Below are 20,080 nucleotides of genomic sequence, written 5' to 3' on the forward strand. Positions count from 1 at the left end.
GCCAAAGCTGGAATCATGAAACCTTCAGAACACCTGACCGTCCGAGGCCCTGAAGACATCCTCGGTTTTATTCCGCATTCCCTGGGTTACTGGCCGGCAGACAGCCTGGTTGCGATGACCCTGCAGGGGAACCGGCTGGGAGCAACCCTGAGGCTGGATCTGCCAGGCCCGGAAACCCTCGCGGACCCGCGGGGCTATGCCCGCACTGTACGCGACTATCTCCAGGCTGACGGGAATGCCGACGCCGCCCTGCTGGCCTGCTTCACCAACGACGGCTGGATGGAACCCCCGGGAACCTACCGCGGGCTACTGGACGCACTGCAGTCGGTCTTAGGGGCCGCTGGGATGCCGGTACGTGACGCCTGGTATGTCGGTGACGCCTTCTGGCGTGATGCCTATTGCACCGACCCGTCCTGCTGCCCCTCGCCGGGCCGGTCCGTTCAGGCGATCCGGGACAGCATGCTAAACGCCGAGATGGTCTTCCGCGGCAGCAGCGTCGGGCCCGCGCCGGAGGACCAAGGTCCCGCGCCCTTAGCAATGTCGGCGGAGTCCAGGGACCGGCTGCGTGCAGCCGAGGCGGCGTGGATGGTCCCGCTGGATCTCCGCCGGGGCAGCAGGGCACAGTTCGACGCGCTTCTTGACTCGTGGGAACTTCTGTTCCTTTCCGGCCAGTTTCCGGCCGACGTCCTCATCCAAGGTTTCCTCCGCGCATCACTCCGTGTACCTTCCTGGCGGGATGCAGTCCTAGTGATGGCCGCCGCGGGCAGGGCTGCCGCATGTGCTGGTGCGGACCAGTTTGGGATCTTCGACGCCAAATGCCAGCTGGCGCCTGTGTGTCCCCGGGGCGCTGGTGTCCAGGGAATCGGGTCCGGCACCGCGGTTGTCACGCCTGGTCCGGTGCCGGGTTACGGCGAGGTCCTGCTGGGGTTGGAGCCGCCCGTGCCGGACTGGACCAGCATGAACAGCCTGGACCGTGTCCTGGAGCTGTTGGCTGCCGGGGGAGGACAGGCCACGGCCGCGGCCCTGTCTGGACGAGGCTGGATTTCGTGGTGCCGCGGACGTGGCTCGTATGCTGCAGCGCATTTGGGGCAGGCGCTGGACGAGGAACCCGGCTACCGGCTCGCCGAACTCCTGCTCGAACTTGTCCGGCGCGGCACCCTCTGCGGCTGGGCATCACGCAAGGAAGCCGCCTGGCGGAAATTCGAACCGGATGCGGCCTGAGCAGTTCCAGCCTTACCAGTGGGGGACCGGGTCTGGGGCAGCCCTGAGGTCGGGTTTGGGAAAACCGTGAGACAATGGTTGCCGAGACCCGGTTGGGTCCGTGAATCAAGAGCACGTAATGAAGCCCAGTCGGGAACATTATGGCCGCCCCGGCAGTTCTACTTGTAGACTCTGCCGGCCGTGGTTGCACCTGATATTCATCACGGACTTGACAGGGTCATAGTGGTGTTGCCCGTATGGTGATTCCACAGACCGCCGCTAGAAAGGTTTTCTGTGACCCCGTCTTCCGCGAAGAAGGAACCCGCCGCCCAGGACGATTTGTCCCCTGAGGCGAAGCAGGCTGCAACGAACGCCAAGCGAGCAGCGACGCGGGCAGCCAATAAAGCCATCAAGGATGCCACCGGCGACACCGGTTTGGACGGCAAGCCTGAGCCCAAAAAGCGCGGGCCCAAGCCCGGCGCCAAAGCCGCGGCCGAAGCAGCCGGAAAATCCGCGCGCGGCGACGACGATGAGGACGTTGAGGAGGACCTCGACGACATCAATATCGCCGATGACAGCGAGATCAACGCAGCCAAGGCCGCCTCAGCAGCAACGGGCAAGGGCTTTGTCTACTCGGATGCCGATGACGACGACGCCCCTGTCCAGCAGGTAATGTCGGCCGGCGCCACGGCTGACCCTGTCAAGGACTACCTGAAGCAGATCGGTAAGGTTGCGCTGCTCAATGCCGAGCAGGAAGTCGACCTCGCCCTCCGGATCGAAGCCGGCCTCTTCGCCGAAGAGAAGATCAACGCCGACGACGGATCGATGGACCCCAAGTTCAAACGTGAACTTGAGTTCGTCATCCACGACGGCAAGCGCGCCAAGAACCACCTGCTCGAAGCCAACCTCCGCCTCGTGGTCTCACTGGCCAAGCGCTACACCGGCCGCGGCATGCTGTTCCTGGACCTCATCCAGGAAGGCAACCTGGGCCTGATCCGCGCTGTCGAGAAGTTCGACTACACCAAGGGCTTCAAGTTCTCCACGTACGCCACGTGGTGGATCCGCCAGGCCATCACCCGCGCCATGGCAGACCAGGCCCGCACCATCCGCATCCCGGTGCACATGGTCGAAGTCATCAACAAACTGGCCCGCGTGCAGCGCCAGATGCTCCAGGACCTAGGCCGCGAACCCACGCCTGAAGAGCTGGCCCTCGAACTGGACATGACTCCTGAAAAGGTGGTGGAAGTCCAGAAGTACGGCCGCGAACCGATCTCCCTGCACACCCCGCTGGGCGAAGACGGTGACTCCGAGTTCGGCGACCTCATCGAGGACTCCGAGGCCGTGGTTCCGGCTGATGCCGTGAGCTTTACGCTCCTGCAGGAACAGCTGCACTCCGTCCTGGACACCCTGTCCGAGCGCGAAGCCGGCGTGGTGGCCATGCGTTTCGGCCTGACCGACGGTCAGCCGAAGACTTTAGACGAAATCGGCAAGGTCTACGGCGTTACGCGTGAGCGTATCCGCCAGATCGAATCCAAGACGATGTCCAAGCTCCGCCACCCGTCACGGTCGCAGGTACTGCGGGACTACCTGGACTAAGCCGGAACTCAGGCAGCGCGGGTCGCCTTCCGCCCATCATCTTCGGATCGACGGGCGGGAAGGGGGCCCGCGTTTTCCTGTTTGGGATTCAGTGCCTAGTCTCCATAACAAGGAAGTCTCCATAACAAAGAAGAGGACCCCTCCGGCTGGAGGGGTCCTCTTCGAGGTGTACTGGTTGCGGGGTGCGCCTGGTCAGTCGACGGCTACGGGCGCCTTCTCGTGAAGCCTGCCCGTCTCGTCGTGCCAGTCGGAGCTCAACGGCCTCAGCTTGGCCTCGATTGCACGGGCATGGTGGCCGCAGAACAGCAGCTCACCGCCGGAGGACTCGAGTACAACGCGGACGTATGCCTGAGCTCCGCAGCGATCGCACCGGTCCAGTGCGTTGAGTGTGCGGTCTGCCACTGCTGTTGTCATGTCGGCCTCCTTAGTAGATCTGTATGTCTATATAACCAGTATTCGTACCAATCCCATCGCAAGGACGGGTCAAGTTCGCTGTCCGCGTAGCCACAAGAATTGATCAAGGCGCAGGTTTCCGTCACGGAAGGATAACGAGTGGCCCGTCCCATAGTCTCGGGCAAGTGTGGCAGCCACCCGTCAGCTGCCGCGCCGACTAGGCTTGATGGAGCGCCCGCAGCGCCAGCTGTTCCGTCACTGAAGGAGTTCACAACCCGTGGCACCAAGTTCTGATTACACCGCCAGGCATCTTTCTGTCCTGGAGGGCCTCGAAGCCGTCCGCAAGCGCCCCGGTATGTACATCGGTTCCACCGATTCGCGCGGGCTGATGCACTGCCTGTGGGAGATCATCGACAACTCGGTGGACGAAGCGCTTGCCGGCTTCGGGCACGACATCAAGATCATCCTGCACGCGGACAACTCGGTGGAAATTCACGACGACGGCCGCGGCATCCCCGTGGATGTGGAACCCAAGACAGGCCTCACCGGCGTTGAGGTGGTCTTCACCAAACTCCACGCGGGCGGCAAGTTCGGCGGCGGGTCCTACACGGCCTCCGGCGGGCTCCACGGTGTGGGCGCCTCCGTGGTGAACGCCCTGTCGGCTCGCCTGGACGTGGAAGTGGACCGTGGCAGCAAGACCTACAAAATGTCATTCCGGCGCGGCGAACCGGGGCGCTTCAAGGACCAGGGATCCAAGCTGGACCCCTCGGCCGTGTTCGCACCGTTTGTGGACGGTTCCGTGCTGGACGTGGTGGGCAAGGCGAAGCGTGGTGTGACCGGGACCCGGATCCGCTACTGGGCAGACCGCCAGATTTTCACTCCGGACGCCAAGTTCTCCTATGACGAACTGGCCGCACGGGCACGGCAGACCTCCTTCCTGGTGCCCGGGCTCAAGCTCACCGTCCGCGATGAGCGCAGGCTGGCAGGGACCCCCGGTGAAGTGGCGGGCCACGAAGAGGTGTTCCACCACGACGGCGGTCTGTCAGAGTTCGTCGAGTTCCTCGCCGCCGATCCCGCCGTGACCGACGTCTGGCGGCTGCACGGCTCCGGCAAATTCAAGGAAACTGTGCCGGTGCTCGACGAACGAGGGCACAGCCAGCTCGCCGAGGTTGAACGCGACTGTGAAGTGGACGTGGCGCTCCGCTGGGGCATCGGCTATGACAGCACCGTCCGCAGCTTCGTCAACATCATCGCCACGCCCAAGGGCGGAACCCACCAGTCCGGCTTCGAGCAGGCGCTGGTCAAGACGTTCCGGAAAGCAGTGGAGGCCAACGCCCGCAAGCTGAAGGCCGGCAACGACAAAATTGAGAAGGACGACATCTTCGCCGGGCTGACGGCTGTGCTGACGGTCCGGTTGGCCGAGCCGCAGTTCGAGGGCCAGACGAAGGAAATCCTGGGCACCTCCGCCGTCCGAGCCATCGTCGCGAAGGTGGTGGAGCAGGAGATCACCGCGAAGCTGAACTCAGCCAACCGGAACGACAAGGCGCACTCTGCGCTGCTGCTGGAAAAAATCGTCAGCGAGATGAAGTCCCGGATTTCCGCGCGGGTGCACAAGGAGACCCAGCGGCGCAAGAATGCCCTGGAAACTTCGTCCATGCCCACCAAGCTCGCCGACTGCCGGACGGACGACGTCGACCGTTCCGAACTCTTCATCGTGGAAGGCGACTCCGCGCTGGGAACTGCCAAGCTGGCGCGCTCCTCCGACTTCCAGGCGCTGCTGCCCATCCGCGGCAAGATCCTTAACGTGCAGAAGGCGTCCGTGGGGGACATGCTGTCCAACGCGGAGTGCGCTGCGCTGATCCAGGTGGTTGGCGCCGGTTCGGGCCGCAGCTTCGACATCAACGCGGCCCGGTACGGCAAGGTCATCCTGATGACCGACGCCGACGTGGACGGCGCCCACATCCGGACGCTGCTGCTGACGCTGTTCTTCCGGTACATGCGCCCCATGATCGACGCGGGACGGGTCTATGCTGCCGTGCCGCCGTTGCACCGGGTGGAGGTCATCAACGCCGGCCAGAAGGCCAACGACATGATCTACACGTACTCGGAGGCGGAACTGCACGTGCTCCTGGCCCGACTGGCCAAGGAAGGCAAGCGCTACAAGGAGCCGATCCAGCGGTACAAGGGCCTGGGCGAGATGGACGCCGGGCAGCTGGCGGAAACCACGATGGATCCGCGGCACCGGACACTGCGCAAGGTGGGCATCGAGAACGCCAAGCACGCGGAGGACACGTTCGACCTGCTGATGGGATCCGATGTTGCCCCCCGTAAAGACTTCATCATCGCCGGCGCCTCCAGCCTGGACCGGGAGCGGATCGACGCCTGACGCTGCGGGCAGTCAGTCAGCCCAGCAGGCCCGGCACGATCAGCAGGGCGGTGGGCAGGGCCAGTAGCAGGGCGCAGCCGGCAAGCACCATCCCTCGGGCGGCGGCAGGCAGCTGCGGCTGAGGGGAAAGCAGCCGGCTGACCCGGGACATAGTGGTCCGGGCAGAACCTGAGACGGTGCCGGCAGGCGCCTCGAGCCCGTTCAGTGCAAGGCCTGGGTGCGCGGCTGGCACGGCGGCGGCCACGCTTCCGGCAAGGCCCGGCCCCCGGCCCGCGGCCATACCTCCGGTGGGGCCGCTGGCCACGATGGCTATCGCTTTGATGAGCGTGGCTTTGCTTTCCGTCTTCAGCGCAACATCGTCCGCCAGCATTTCGATGAGCGAGTTCACCGCCTCCTGCGCGAGCCGGGTGGTGGGCAGCCAGGGGAGCGCCTGGCGCCACGCGGCAAACGCCCAGAGCAGGAGATGGTGGCGCTGGTTGAGGTGGGCATTCTCGTGGCTCAGGACGGCCCGTAGTTCAGCTGGCTCCAGGGCCGCCATCAGGCCGTCCGAGAGCACCGTGACGGAGCGGGCCCCGCCCGGCAGGCAATAGGCAACAGGTGAATCGTGGCTGATGACCACTGTGCGGGCCGCATCGACGGAGGGGGCGGCCAACAGGGACAGGAGCTCCCGGTGCCGACGCCGCTGCCGTTCGATCTTGTAGTACGTCAGCAAGAGGGTGAAGACCAGGTGGGCGGTGAGCAGCGCCGCGGCGGACAGGGCGAAGAGGTGCCAGAAGCCCAGTGCCGTGGTGGGCGCGTTGAAGAGGACCATAGCCGCCAGCCCGCGGAGCCCGGAAATGAGGTTGTCACCAATCGGTTCGAGCCCGTAGACCAGCATCGCGCCGATCATGGACAGTCCGCCGGCAAGTGCTATGGCCTGCCATAGCAGCATGGCCGTGAACGGTGACCGGGCAGGCCACGAGGCACGTGAAAGCAGGATAGGCACTGGCCACGCCAGGACTATCGCGAGGACCGCCAGCAGGTACGAGGTCCAGAACATGGTCCGCTAGATGTGGCCAAGCAGTTTGCGCAGTGTTTCCGCTTCGCTGTCCGTCACGGAGCCGATGAACCGTGCCAGCACGGCTTCGCGGTCAGGCGCCGAGCCCAGCACTTCATGCATCAGCTCCGCAGTGTGGTCTTCCCGGCTCGAAACAGCCTGGTATCGGTGCGGCCGCATACCGCGTTCCCGCTCCACCAGGCCCTTCTTCTCAAGCCGTGAGAGGACGGTCAGGACTGTTGTGACGGCGAGCTCCTTGCCCTCATGCCCAGCGGCATCCCCGCTTGCCTCGGTGGTGGTTGCCAGTTTGTCGCGCAGGGTATTCGCGGTGGCTGCTTCGTGGCCCGCCCAGAGCAGATCCATCACTGCCCGTTCCAGTTCGCCAAGACTTGCCATTGCGATACATCCTTCGATTTCCCCGCACCGGGCCGTTGGCGGCCGCGGTGACTGCTCCAGCCATACAGATACAAGAACAAATTTACCTGTTTTTCGCCTGAGTTTCTACGTACGGTAGAACACTCGGCGCGCCGCGGCCTTGTGGGCGCCACTTCCGCATGGAACTGTTGGTTTACAGTGCCTTCCGCATTGTTCTACACTCTGTAGAAGTCAAAGTTCTACGAATCGTAGAAAAGTTGCACCGCCAACCCGAGGGACTGCTGTGGAAGCTCTGGAAATCGCACGCTGGCAATTCGGCATCACCACCGTTTACCACTTCATGATGGTGCCCCTCACCATCGGGCTGGGCCTGGTGGTGGCCGTGATGCAGACACTCTGGCACCGCACCGGCAAGGTGGAGTACCTCCGGATGACCAAGTTCTGGGGCAAGCTCTTCCTGATCAACTTCATCATGGGCGTGGCCACCGGCATTGTGCAGGAATTCCAGTTCGGCATGGCCTGGAGCGAGTACAGCCGCTTTGTCGGAGACGTCTTCGGGGCGCCGCTGGCGCTGGAGTCGCTGCTGGCCTTCTTCGTTGAGTCCACGTTCCTGGGCCTGTGGATCTTCGGCTGGAAGCAGCTGAAGCCGGCCATCCACCTGGCCTGCCTCTGGGTAGCCGTGGTGGGATCTGTGTTCTCCGCTTACTTCATCATCGTGGCCAACAGCTGGATGCAGCATCCGGTGGGCGCAGAGATTATTGACGGCCGGCCGGTCATGACGGACGCCTGGGCCGTGTTCACCAACAACACCGCACTGGTGGCCTTCCCGCACACCCTGATGGGCGCACTGGCCGTTGCCGGCGGCTTCCTCCTCGGCATTGCCTGGTACCACCTCTGGCGCAGGCGCACCGACGGCATCGACATTGTCGGTACCGACGGGAAGGTGACTCCCGGCGAGGCGGCCATCCCCGGCCGTGACCGGACCGATTACAAAGTCTGGATCCGCTCGTTGCGGATCGGCGCCGTCGTCGCCATGATCTCGTTCGCCGGCACCGCCCTGACCGGCGACCTGCAGGGCAAACTCATGTTTGAGCAGCAGCCGATGAAGATGGCCGCCGCCGAGGCCGCCTGCCACGACGGCACCGGTTTCTCCGTGCTCAGTGTCGGGAACCTTGGCTCCAAAAACTGCGATGAGATTGTTGCACTGATCGAGGTGCCGGGCATCCTGTCCTTCCTGGCAAAGGGCGATTTCACGACCGAAGTCAAGGGGGTCAATAGCCTCCTGGACCAGTACAAAACCGACTACGGAACGCACCTGCCGGACAACCCGATCTACGGCGAGCGGGCCGGCCAGGAGATCCAGTACGTCCCGGTTATGGAAGTCACCTACTGGGGCTTCCGGATGATGATCGGCTTCGGCGGCCTTGCGGCACTGGCTGCGCTCATCGCGCTCTGGGTGACGCGGAAGGGCACCGTGCCCGCGTCCCGCTGGCTGATGCGCCTCGCAGTGTTCGGCATCCTTGCCCCGTTCGGCGCCAACGCAGCCGGCTGGATCTTCACCGAGATGGGCCGGCAGCCCTTTGTGGTGGCCCCCAACCCTGACCTGAACGGCATCGACCAGGTGTTTATGTTCACGGCGGCCGCAGTCTCACCCGGAGTGTCGGCCGGTGAGCTGCTGACGTCTCTGATCGTCCTGACGGCCGTCTACGCCGTGCTGCTGGTGGTTGAGGTCAAACTCCTGGTCAAGTTCATCCGGGGCGGCGTGGTGTCCGCGATGCCGGAACTTGCCCACACCCCCGACGAGGACAACGAGGAGCACGGGGACGCCCAAAAGGGCCCCGGCACTGGCAAGCCTGCCGACGACGTCCTGGCATTCGCCTACTAAGAAGAGCAGAGGATACTCGAGCATGGAACTGCTGCCCACCATCTGGTTCATCGTCATCGCAGTGCTTTGGACCGGTTACCTCTTCCTTGAAGGCTTTGACCTCGGCGTCGGAATGCTGATGAAGCTGTTTGCGCGGAACAACACCGAGCGCCGGCTGCTGTTGAGCACCGTTGGCCCGGTCTGGGACGGCAACGAGGTCTGGCTGATCACGGCCGGAGCCGCAACGTTCGCTGCGTTCCCGCTGTGGTACGCCTCGCTGTTTTCCGCCCTTTACCTCCCGCTCCTGGTGGTGCTGGTTGCCCTCATCTTCCGCGCCGTGGCATTCGAATACCGCGGCAAGGGTGACACAGATTCATGGCGGGCGCGCTGGGACTGGGCCATCGCCTTGGGCTCCTTCTTCGCCGCGTTCGGCGTCGGCGCGGCCTTGGCCCTGACCACCACCGGCCTGCCCCTGAACGCGAACGGTGACCGGGTAGGCGGTGCGTTCGCGTGGTTCAGCGGCTACGCCGTGCTGGGCGGGCTGGCAGTGGTGGGATTCTCCCTGCTGCACGCGCTGGCGTTCCTCGCTTTGAAGACCGACGGCGACATCCGCCACCGTGCGCGCCGCTGGTTCGTCCGGCTGCTTCCGGTCCTGCTGCTGCCCCTGGCCGGCTGGGCACTGATCCTCCAGTTCCTGGAGGGCAAGCCGTGGACCTGGGCGGCGGTGATCGTGGCCGTGGTGGCCGCAGCAGCCGCATGGCTCCTTGCCCGGCGGGGATCCGAAGGCAAGGCGTTTATGGCCATGGGAGTCTTCCTCCTCCTCGGCAGCGCGTCAATCTTCGGTGCAGTGTTCCCGGTAGTGCTTCCCTCCACCCTGGACCCTGCGTTTGACCTCACCATTGCTAACGCGTCGTCGTCCGATTACACGCTCGGGCTCATGAGTGTGGTGGCAGCCGTAGGCCTGCCCCTCGTGATCACCTACCAGGCGTGGACCTACTGGGTGTTCCGGCGGCGGGTCAGCGCGTCCCAGATCCCCGCAGCGCACAGCTTCCTGCCGGCCATTGCCGTCAGGGCGTTAACCACGAAGGGCTGACCGGCCGTGCGCCCGGATTTTCCGGCCGGACCGGCCACCCGTTCCGCCATCTACTGGCTTGGCCTGCTGGCAGCGCTCAAGGCGCTGTCGCTGGTCCTGATGGGGCAGGCTGTGGCTGCCATGCTGGCCGGCCTGGCCACGGGGAACGGGTCCTGGCCCGAGCAGTTGCCCTTGGGCCTGGCGGGGATTTTCCTGAGGTCCGCCACCGTGTGGGCCCAGGGCATCGCCGCGCGCCGCGCCGCGCTGGGCATCAAGGAAGAACTCCGCTCCGAACTGCTGGCCCGTGCCCTGCGGAACGGTGCACGCAGCACCGGCCCGGCCGATGGCGGGCTGGCCGTGCTGGCCACGCGCGGGCTGGACGCGCTGGACAGCTACTACACGCAGTTCCTCCCCGCCCTCGTGAACTGTGCCGCGATCCCGCTGCTGCTCGGCGCGCGCATCCTGTTCACCGACTGGGTCAGCGCGGTGGTGATTGTCCTGACGGTTCCGCTCGTCCCGCTGTTCATGGTGCTGATCGGCCGGTACACCGAGGACCATGTACGTGAGGCCCAGGAGACCCTGACCCGGCTGTCCGCCCACATGCTGGAGCTGGCGAAGGGCCTGCCGGTCCTGGTGGGACTGGGCCGCGCCACCGCGCAGCGCAAGGCCCTCGAGGAGATTTCGGAGGAATACCGCGCCAGGACCATGGGGACATTGCGCACCGCATTCCTGTCCGCACTGGCGCTGGAACTGATCGCTACGATTTCCGTCGCCGTGGTTGCCGTGTTCATCGGCGTTCGCCTGGTGCACGGCGAGATGCCGCTCGAAGCCGGCCTCCTGGCCCTGATCCTCGCACCGGACTGCTACCTGCCGCTCCGCGAGCTGGGCACGGCCCACCACGCAAGTGATGACGGGCGGGCCGCGCTCGCCGCGACCAGGAAGGTCACTGAAGCGTCCGAGCCGCGGCCGTTGCCTGCCACGGGACGCGATGCTGCCGCGTCCGACGGCGGCAGCCGGGGTTCCGTGCGCGGGTCCGGGGGAGTGACAGTCACCGGCCTCACGGTCACCTACTCCGGACGCTCCGCTCCCGCCGTCGGGCCCTTGACCTTCACCGCCCCGCACGGGCTGATCACCGCCCTGGACGGACCCAGCGGCGCCGGCAAGAGCACTGTCCTTGGTGTCCTGGCCGGAACCGTCGGGGACGGCGGCGGAACCACGGTATCCGGCCGCCTCTCCGGACTGGAGCGCGACGCCATCGCCTGGGTTCCGCAGCATCCGGTGATGGTGGCGGACTCCGTGCTCGACGAGGTCCTGCTGTACCTCAGCGGCGCAATGGACGCTGACTCTCCGGCGGCAGCCGCGGCGGCGAGGGATTGCCTGGCCACTGCTGCTGCCGGGCACCTCGCCAGCCACCATCCGGCCGAACTGAGCCCGGGCGAACTGCGGCGCGTTGCATTGGCGCGCGGCCTGGCCCGCATCAGGACCGGTGCCACCGTTCTGCTGCTCGACGAGCCCACAGCGCACCTTGACGCGGTATCGGCGGCCCACGTGCAGGACTCGATCCGTGCGCTCCGGGGCCAGGTGACCGTCATCCTGGTGGCCCACGACCAACAGACCCGGGAGCTGGCTGACCACCTGGTGCCTGTATCCGCCCGCGGCATCACGGCGCCAACGGACGCCTCAGCGGCGACCCTAACTGGCGCCGGGACCGAGGCGGTCATGAAGCCAGAGCATGCCACAGAAACCGCCGGGCTTGATCCGAGGACGCGCAAGCCCGCGGCCGGAGATCGCCGGCCAGGCCGCACTGCCCGCCTCCTGGCCGGCCTGCTCTCACCAGTGGCCGGCCGGTTCACCGGGGCTGCGGTGGTGGGCACTTTTGCCGCCATTTTCGCCGTGGCCCTGTCCGGCCTGTCCGGCTGGCTCATCATCCGGGCGAGCGAACAGCCGCCCATCCTGTACCTGCTCACAGCCATCGTCGGAGTGCGGTTCTTTGGTATCGGGCGCGCCGTCCTCCGCTACTGGGAACGGCTCCTGCTCCACGACGCCGTCTTCGGCGCCCTCACCCGGCTCCGCGGCCGGCTCTGGGAATCACTGAGCCGCAAGGCTCTCTCGATTCGGCGGCTCCTGCAGGGCGGCAACGTCCTGGGCACCGTGATTGACGACGTCGACACCGTCCGGGACCTGCTGCCGCGGGTTGTCCTGCCGCCCGTCACGGCGCTTGCCGTGGCCGGTTCGGCGCTGGTGGCAACCGCGCTGGTGGCGCCTGCCGCGCTGCCGGCCGTTGCCTTGGCAGCAGTGCTCAGCATGTTCCTGGCGCCGGCGGCGGCCCTGTGGGGGGACCGCCGCTCAGCCACAGCCGAGCAGAGCCTGCGGGCGGGCGTCCTGCGGCGCGTGTCGGCTGCACTGGATGCCCGGGCAGAGCTGCACGTGAACGGCGTCGCGGGAACCGTCCTGGACGCGCTGCGCTCCGAGGACCGCCGGGCCACACGTGCATCGCAGCGTTCCGCGTGGGCCGAAGGCCTCGGCCAAGCCATTACCGTCGCTGCCTGCGGAACCGCCGCCTTGGCCGCTGCCGCGCTGGCCGCACCCCAGGTACTGGCAGGAACCTTGGAGCCCGCCACTGCCGCCGTTGTTGTGTTGATGCAGCTGGCGCTCGTGGAACCGTACGCAGCGATGACGACGGCGGTGCGCCAGTACCCGGCACTTCGAAGCGTGATGCGCCGGGTCGGTAATACCGGCGTGCTGGACGGCGGCGCCACTGAAACCGCGGACGGCGACGGTCTGCATGTTGTCCCCGCACGTTCCGGCGCAGCAGCGGGCGTTGAACTGGAAAACGTCGGGGCGGCCTGGCCCGGTGGAGATCCTGTGTTCTCCGGGGTCTCCGCAACTGCCGGACCCGGCACCTGGCTGGCGGTCACCGGACCGTCCGGCGCGGGGAAATCCACGTTGCTCGCCGTCCTGCTGGGATTCCTGCCTGCCGCCACCGGCCGCGCAGCGGTGACCGGGAAGGCGGCCTGGTGCCCGCAGGAGGCCCACCTGTTCGATTCGACGCTGCGGGGCAACCTGATGCTGGGCGCACCCGCCGCCGGAGCGGTGCCGGGCGTTTCAGCCGCTCGCGGCGATGCTGCGCCTGCCGCGGGTGACGCCGCGCTGGAAGCGGCGCTGGCCGCCGTCGGCCTCAGCGCCCTGGTGTCGCGGCTACCGGCCGGGCTCGATACCCGGATCGGGCCGGGCGGTTCCTTCCTCAGCGGCGGCGAGCGGCAACGGCTGGCCGTGGCGCGGACCCTGCTGACGGGGGCCGAGGTCATCCTGCTCGACGAGCCCACGGCTCATCTGGACGCTCAGTCGGGACGGGAAATGCTGGCAGACCTCCGCACCGGCCTGAAAGACCGCACAGTGGTCATGGTCACCCACAATCCTGCGGACATCCAACCCGATGACGCCCGGCTGGAGCTCCCGGCAGCATCCCGGGCGGGCACGGCTGCTTCGCTGGTGGGGTGAGTCTCCTCAGCCGTCCACATCGTGGAGGTGATGGACGACGTCGTGCAGGAAGTACTGGGCAAGTGTCAGGACCGTAAACTCGGAACCGTTGCTGCGCAGGCCCCGGCGCCCCCACTCTGCCTCGCGGACGCCGGCGAAGGACTCGGCGATCTGTTCACCCTCCGCCGTCAGCTCCGCACTGACCACGGTGGGATCGGCGTTGGCGTAGTCCTTTTCGACGGCGGTGAGGTCCTGGTCCCAGTTCTCAAATTGGGCGTCGTCGGCGTCGAGCATAAGGTTCAGCCGCTGGTCGAACAGCGTAAAGACGTCACGGACGTGGCAGGCGTATTCTAGGGCCGACCATGTCCTGTCATCCGGGCGTTCGGCCACCTCGGGCCTGCGGAGGACGGACCGCCAGCGCGGCAGCATGTTTTCCACGCTGCCCGGCACCGTGGCCGGTGTGGCGGTGGAAGCGTCGAAGGAGCACTCGGGACAGGGCCGGGACAGGACCCAGGTCCAGTCCTTTTCATCAGGAATGATAGGCATGGCAGCAGTCTAGGACGGATCGCTCCAGGCCATGGCCGGACCCACCGCGTCCACGGCCTGGGACAGCGGAATGCCTGAACCGTCCCGCCGGCCGTGCTCCTGCGGCAGCGACCTGGCAATGCCGGCCAGCGATGAGGCCTTCGCGGGTCCGTGCCCCGCCCAAGCCAGCAGCAGCGTGTCTTCGCCCTTGAGGAACCTGTGGGCGCGGACGCCTGCTGTTGCACGGCCCTTGGCAGGGTATTCGGCGAAGGACGTCACCTTCGCCGCACCTGGCGCGGTGCCCGGCAGGGCGCCGTTGGTGCCGGCAATGGTGACCACCACGGCGGCGTCGTCGGCGGCGGTGACTGCCCCGAAGAACAGCACCTGGTCCCCGGCACCGAGTTTGATGCCCACCATGCCGCCGGCTGTCCTGCCTTGGGCCCGGACCGTGGCGGCGCTGAAACGGAGCAATTGAGCCTCACGGGTCAGGAACACCAAGTCGGTCTCCTCAGACCCGGCCGGCGCCACACCCACCACCTCGTCCTTGTCCTTGAGCGCAATGACTTCCCAGTCCTCGCGGTTCAGGGGGTAATCGGGCTGGACCCGCTTGACCACGCCCTGGGCGGTGCCGATGGCCAGCACTTCATCCAGCGGGGCGAACGCCACCAGCGTTTCGTTCTTCAGCAGCGTGATGAAGTCCTTGGCGGGGACACCGCCGGCGAGGTTGGGCAGTCCGGACATGGGCGGCAGTACCGGCATGTCCATGACCTGAAGCCGCAGCATCCGTCCCTGTGAAGTGACCGCGGCTATTTCGCCGCGGGCAGAGGTCTTGACCACTGAGCGGAAAACGTCGTGTTTGGCCCGCGGCCCGGACTCGGCGAGGGGTTCCTGGTTGGATGTGCGCGCGATCTGGCCCGATGCCGTCAGGATGGCCCAGCAGGGATCGTCCGAGATCTCCAGGGCCAGCGGCGCTGCCTTGCCTTTGCCGTTAGGGGCAGCAGCGAGGGCTGCAGCCACGGTGGGGGAGACAGCCTCGGATTCGAGCAGGACTGTCCGCCGGGGCGTGCCGTATTTCTCGGCGATTTCGCCGAGTTCGGAGGACACGAGTCCGCGCAACCGCTCCTCGGAGCCGAGGATGGCTTCCAGCTCCGCGATTTCGCGGCGCAGCTCCTCCTGCTCCTTTTCAAGCTCGATCCGGGAGTACTTGGTCAGCTGCCGCAGCCGCAGTTCCAGGATGTAGTTGGCTTGGATCTCGGAAAGATCGTAGATGGACATCAGCCGGACCCTGGCCGCCGCCACCTCTTCCGAGGAACGGATGATCTGGATGACCTCATCGATGTCCACGATGGCGATCAGCAGTCCCTCCACCAGGTGCAGGCGGTCCTTCTTCTTGCCCAGCCGGAACGAGGTCCGCCGGCGCACCACATCGATCCGGTGCTCCACGTAGACGGAGAGCAGCTTCACCAGGCCGAGGGTCTGCGGCTGGCCGTCCACCAGGGTCACGTTGTTGATGCCGAAGGAATCCTCCATCGGCGAGTAGCGGTAAAGCTGCTGGAGGACGGCGTTCGGGTTGAACCCGTTCTTCAGTTCGATGACCAGGCGCAGGCCATGCTGGCGGTCCGTCAGGTCGACGATGTCACTGATCCCGGTCAGTTTCTTGCTGTTGACCGCGTCCTTGATCTTCTCGATCACCTTTTCGGGGCCCACCATGTACGGCAGTTCGGTGACCACCAGGCCGGTGCGACGGGCCGAGAGCTGCTCGATCTCCACCTTCGCCCGGGTCTTGAAGGAACCACGCCCGGTTGCGTAGGCGTCCCGGATGCCGTCCAATCCCACGATCCGGCCGCCCGTGGGCAGGTCCGGCCCCGGCACAAAGCGCATCAGGTCATCGAGGGTCGCGTCGGGGTGGGCAATCAGGTGCCGCGCCGCGGAAATGACCTCCACCAGGTTATGCGGGGCCATGTTGGTGGCCATCCCGACAGCGATGCCCGTGGCGCCGTTGACCAGCAGGTTGGGGAACGCGGCCGGCAGGACGTCCGGCTGGGTCAGCTGGTTGTCGTAGTTGGGGACAAAGTCCACTACGTCTTCGTCGAGGTGGTCGGTGAGCGTCAGGGCCGCCGCCGCGAGCCTTGCCTCCGTGTACCGGGGTGCCGCGGGACCGTCGTCGAGGGAGCCGAAGTTGCCGTGGCCGTCAATCAGCGGCAGGCGCAGCGAGAAGTCCTGGGCCATCCGGACCATGGCGTCGTAGATGGCGGTATCACCGTGCGGGTGGAGCTTGCCCATGACCTCGCCCACCACGCGCGCGCTCTTGACGTGGCCGCGGTCCGGACGCAGGCCCATCTCGCTCATCATGTACAGGATCCGGCGCTGGACCGGCTTGAGCCCGTCCCGGGCATCAGGCAGGGCCCTGGAGTAGATCACCGAGTACGCATACTCCAGGAAGGAGCCTTCCATCTCGGACGTGACATCAATGTCCACGATGTTCTCGACGAAATCCTGGGGGGCGTCCCCGGCGGGGGCTGGGCTTTGGCGGCGGGCCATGGGGCTGGTGGATCCTTCTGCGTGACTGGTGTTGCTGTGGTCTGGGTGCAGGTGTGGAGGGATGATATCCGGGCACACGGCCTGCGCGGTCAGTTTGTGGTTAGGCTAAGCCTATGGTGGATCAGCCCGGGGACGGCGAATATCCGGAACATTGGGAAGCCGATGTCGTGCTTCGCGACGGTGGTACCGCCCATTTGAGGCCCATCCACCCCAGCGATGCGGACGCGGTCCAGGCTTTCCACGTCGGGCAGTCGCAGAACTCAATCTACATGCGCTTCTTCGCGTTCAAGGCCCGGCTGTCCAGCAAGGAGCTCAAGCGCTTCACCGAAGTGGACTACAAGGACCGGGTTGCCCTGGTGATTACGTTCGGCGGCGAAATCCTGGGGATCGGCCGCTACGACAGGCTGGATGACCCCCTCGAGGCCGAAGTGGCGTTCAACATCGCCGACGCCCACCAGGGCCGGGGCATCGGCTCAATCCTGCTCGAACACCTTGCCACGGCGGCCCACGAAAACGGGATCCGCCGCTTCAGCGCCGAAGTGCTGCCCGAAAACCGCAAAATGCTGATGGTGTTCGCCGACGCCGGCTACGACGTCAAACGCCACTTCGACGACGGCGTGGTCAGCCTGGAGTTCAACATCGACCCCACCGAAAAGTCCCGGGCGGTGATGGAATCACGCGAGCACCGCGCCGAGGCGAGGAGCGTCCGGGACCTGCTGGCGCCGTCGTCCATTGCCGTTATCGGGGCGAGCCGCAAGTGGGGGACCGTGGGGTACCAGCTCCTGGAACACATCATCGAAGGCGGCTTTTCCGGGCAGGTATACGCCATCAACCCGGAGGCGTTGGAGCTCGCAGGCATGTTGTCATTCGGCAGGATTTCCGAGGTTCCGGAGCCGGTGGGCCTCGCCGTGATCGCCGTTCCGTATGAGGAAGTGGCCACGGTGGTTGACCAGTGCGCCGCGGCCGGGGTCAAGGGGCTGGTGATCGCCTCCGCAGGCTTCGCGGACGACGGCGAACGCGGCCTCGCCCGCCAGCGCAACCTGGTCCGCAAGGCCAGGGCCAACGGCATGAGGGTGATTGGGCCCGCATCCCTGGGGATCGTGAACACCCATCCCGACGTGAGGCTGAACGCGTCCATGGCGCCGTCACTGCCGCGCCGGGGTGGACTGGGCCTGTTCAGCCAGTCGGCGGCGATCGGTGTTTCCCTCTACGCGGCGTCACACCGCCGCCGGCTGGGCGTTTCCACGTTTCTGTCGGCCGGCAACCGCGCTGACGTCTCAGGTAACGACATGATGCAGTTCTGGGAGGACGACGCCGACACCACCGCCGTGGGCCTCTACCTGGAGTCGATCGGGAACCCCCGCAAATTCTCCCGGATCGCCCGGCGGCTTGCCCGCACCAAGCCCGTGGTGGTGGCCAAATCGGAAACCATGGGCCTGCGGCTGCCGCCTGGCCACGCCGTCCGGACCACTCAGGCGCCCGCCGGTGCGCTGGACGCCATGATGCGCCAGGCCGGCGTCATCCGGGTCGAGACCATCGAACAGCTGATGGACATCACCCAGATAGTGTCCGGCCAGCCGCTCCCGGCGGGGCCCGGACTGGCCATCTTCAGCAACTCCCTGGCGCTGGGCAAAGTGGTGGCGGACAGTGCCGAGGCACACGGCCTGACCGTAGATGGCATCGTCACCGAGGTGGATCTCGACGCCGGCATGTCCCTGGCGCTGCCGGCCCTCCGCCGCAGCCTCCAGGACACCCTCGCATCCGACGCCGTCCACGCCGTGGTGGCCGCGCTGCTGCCGGTGCGCGGCCTGACGGTGGACCACATCGCCGAGGTCCTGGCCGAATGCTCGGCCGCCGCCGGAAAGCCGGTAGTCGCTGCCTTCACAGGCATCCTCGACCCCTCTATCTACGTGGAGGGCATGGTGGGGGCCGAACAGCACACAGTGCCCTGCTTCTCCAACGCCGGTTCGGCTGTGGCTGCGCTCGCCGCCGTGGTGCGCTACGCGGAATGGGTGGCCCGGGACCCCGGCCACTTTGTCCAACCCGAAGGCTGCGATCCGGACGGCGCACGGATCCTGCTGGATCAGCTTCTGCACGATGTCCACGGGGAGCAACTCAAGACACTGGAACCGGCGTCCGCGGCAGGGCTGCTGGCGCACTACGGCATTGCGGTGCTGCCGTCCGCCGGGTTCGACTCAGAAGATGAGGCCGTTGCCGCCGCCGACAGGCTGGGCTGGCCGGTCGCGCTGAAAACTACGGACCCGGCACTTCGCCACCGCCTCGACCTGGGCGGAGTCCGCCTCGACATCGAGGACCCGGATTCCCTGCGCCGCAACATTGCGCAGATGCGGCGCTCGCTGACTCCTTACGGTTCCCGGGCACTGGAGGTGCAGTCCATGGCTCCCGTGGGGCAGGCGTGCACGTTCCGGGCCATTGAGGATCCGCTGTTGGGGCCGGTGGTCTCCTTCGGGCTGGCCGGGGACGCCGTCAACCTGCTGGATGACTGGGCGCACCGGGTGCCTCCACTGTCCGCCGCCGACGTGGAGGACTTCATCCGTGGACCCCGTGCTGCCCGTAAACTCTTCGGCTACCAGGGCCTTCCCGCCGTGGATATTGACGCTTTGGAGGAGGTTGCCGCGCGGCTGGCCTGGATGAAGGACAACCATCCGGAGATAGCACTGGTGGAATTCAACCCTGTTCTCTGCGGGGCCCAGGGTGTGTCCATCCTGGCCGCAGATATCCGGATCGGCAACGCGGCCCAGCGCACGGACAGTGCCCGCAGGGCCATGCTCGGCTGACCGCGGTTAGCATGTCCCCGGCCGATCTGTGAAAATGGGGGAATGAGCTCACAGCCTTCCCCGTCGACGCCTTCCACTTCCGGCAGTGACAACCAGGCAACCCGCCCCCACAGCTCACACAGCCACACGCCCCAGGGCCAGAGCCTGGACGGTGCGCTCCAGAAGGCCGGTTTCTACCCGCGCCTGGTGGCCGACGTCGTTGACGACGCCCTGGACGGCCGCGAATGCATGGCCCACCTGGTGCACTTGGAAACCCACTTTGACCGGGCCGAGGTCCGCCGCCACATCACCGTGCTGGTCCTGACCGCGGACATGCTGGTGATCACCCACGTCGATGACCAGCAGCTGGATGACGCCGGCGAACAGATCGTGGCCCAGATTTCCACCGAATCCGTGCCCGTCGCGCAGATCCGCTCCGTGGTCCTGAGCTACATGTACTCCCAGCCGCAGGACTACAAGCCCTCGGATCCGGTCCGGGAAGTCACCCTCGCCATTGCCTGGTCCGGCGGCCAGCGGCTGGACATGGGGCCCGCGAGCTGCGGAGACCCGCAGTGCGAGGCAGACCACGGCTACAGCGGCACCATTGCCCAGGAGGACATCGTCCTCCGAATCAGCGCTGAAGCCGACGGTCCGCAGGCCGTCCAGGACGCCAAACTCTTCGCCCGCGCCCTGCGGGCCGTGAACACCGGCTCCACCGCTCCGGTGGCGCACGCCGGACAGACGCTCCCGCCCCGGCCCCGGACAGGTGTGTTCGGAAACAGGCTCAGCCGCGGGCACCAGCAGCGCTGAGATGCCGGACAAAGGGAAAGCAACA

At 66.4% G+C, this 20,080-nt stretch carries 13 protein-coding genes; 8 read left to right on the forward strand and 5 right to left on the reverse strand.

Going from position 1 to position 20,080, the window contains the following annotated elements:
* Window positions 1-15: 15 nt before the first annotated feature.
* Window positions 16-1,221, forward strand: a complete 1,206-nt coding sequence (locus tag ACZY0Q_RS00510) for a DUF4192 domain-containing protein (RefSeq protein ID WP_463913376.1) — start codon at window positions 16-18, stop codon at window positions 1,219-1,221.
* Window positions 1,222-1,494: 273 nt separating this feature from the next.
* A complete protein-coding gene (locus tag ACZY0Q_RS00515; RefSeq protein WP_463913379.1) occupies window positions 1,495-2,796 on the forward strand; it encodes an RNA polymerase sigma factor in 1,302 nt (433 codons plus the stop codon).
* A 192-nt stretch (window positions 2,797-2,988) separates the two neighbouring features.
* On the opposite strand, the gene ACZY0Q_RS00520 is transcribed toward ACZY0Q_RS00515, so the two are convergent.
* Complete coding sequence (locus ACZY0Q_RS00520; protein ID WP_463913381.1) at window positions 2,989-3,210, reverse strand: DUF7455 domain-containing protein; 222 nt, start codon at window positions 3,208-3,210, stop codon at window positions 2,989-2,991.
* Window positions 3,211-3,466: 256 nt separating this feature from the next.
* Between ACZY0Q_RS00520 and ACZY0Q_RS00525 the strand changes: the two genes are divergently transcribed.
* Entirely contained in the window at window positions 3,467-5,575 is a 2,109-nt protein-coding gene (locus tag ACZY0Q_RS00525; RefSeq protein ID WP_463913384.1) for a DNA gyrase/topoisomerase IV subunit B, read from the forward strand.
* Between the two features lie 16 nt (window positions 5,576-5,591).
* Here the strand turns inward: ACZY0Q_RS00525 and ACZY0Q_RS00530 are convergent, their stop codons facing one another.
* Together ACZY0Q_RS00530 and ACZY0Q_RS00535 are read right to left on the reverse strand one after the other, a co-directional pair.
* Window positions 5,592-6,614 (reverse strand): M56 family metallopeptidase, encoded by a 1,023-nt coding sequence (locus ACZY0Q_RS00530; protein WP_463913386.1) that lies wholly within the window; start codon window positions 6,612-6,614, stop codon window positions 5,592-5,594.
* A gap of 6 nt (window positions 6,615-6,620) precedes the next feature.
* Entirely contained in the window at window positions 6,621-7,007 is a 387-nt protein-coding gene (locus ACZY0Q_RS00535; protein WP_254750072.1) for a BlaI/MecI/CopY family transcriptional regulator, read from the reverse strand.
* Between the two features lie 262 nt (window positions 7,008-7,269).
* Here ACZY0Q_RS00535 and ACZY0Q_RS00540 point away from each other — a divergent pair, with 262 nt between their 5' ends.
* From ACZY0Q_RS00540 to cydD, 3 genes are read left to right on the forward strand one after another with little or no spacing between them, the layout of a single operon-like run.
* Entirely contained in the window at window positions 7,270-8,871 is a 1,602-nt protein-coding gene (locus ACZY0Q_RS00540; protein WP_463913389.1) for a cytochrome ubiquinol oxidase subunit I, read from the forward strand.
* Window positions 8,872-8,893: 22 nt separating this feature from the next.
* Entirely contained in the window at window positions 8,894-9,943 is a 1,050-nt protein-coding gene (cydB, locus tag ACZY0Q_RS00545; RefSeq protein ID WP_463913392.1) for a cytochrome d ubiquinol oxidase subunit II, read from the forward strand.
* Between the two features lie 6 nt (window positions 9,944-9,949).
* A complete protein-coding gene (gene cydD / locus ACZY0Q_RS00550) occupies window positions 9,950-13,423 on the forward strand; it encodes a thiol reductant ABC exporter subunit CydD (protein ID WP_463913395.1) in 3,474 nt (1,157 codons plus the stop codon).
* 6 nt (window positions 13,424-13,429) lie between these two features.
* On the opposite strand, the gene ACZY0Q_RS00555 is transcribed toward cydD, so the two are convergent.
* Window positions 13,430-13,948 carry a DinB family protein gene (locus tag ACZY0Q_RS00555; RefSeq protein ID WP_463913398.1) on the reverse strand — a complete coding sequence of 173 codons (519 nt, stop codon included), beginning with the start codon at window positions 13,946-13,948 and terminating at the stop codon, window positions 13,430-13,432.
* A 9-nt stretch (window positions 13,949-13,957) separates the two neighbouring features.
* Window positions 13,958-16,468, reverse strand: a complete 2,511-nt coding sequence (locus ACZY0Q_RS00560; RefSeq protein ID WP_463913402.1) for a DNA gyrase/topoisomerase IV subunit A — start codon at window positions 16,466-16,468, stop codon at window positions 13,958-13,960.
* 113 nt (window positions 16,469-16,581) lie between these two features.
* Here ACZY0Q_RS00560 and ACZY0Q_RS00565 point away from each other — a divergent pair, with 113 nt between their 5' ends.
* Both ACZY0Q_RS00565 and ACZY0Q_RS00570 read left to right on the forward strand, forming a co-directional pair.
* Window positions 16,582-19,266, forward strand: coding sequence for a bifunctional acetate--CoA ligase family protein/GNAT family N-acetyltransferase (locus ACZY0Q_RS00565; protein WP_463913405.1), 2,685 nt, complete (start codon window positions 16,582-16,584; stop codon window positions 19,264-19,266).
* Between the two features lie 42 nt (window positions 19,267-19,308).
* Entirely contained in the window at window positions 19,309-20,055 is a 747-nt protein-coding gene (locus tag ACZY0Q_RS00570; RefSeq protein ID WP_463913408.1) for a DUF5998 family protein, read from the forward strand.
* Window positions 20,056-20,080: the final 25 nt, after the last annotated feature.

The organism is Pseudarthrobacter lactosi, from assembly GCF_055412785.1.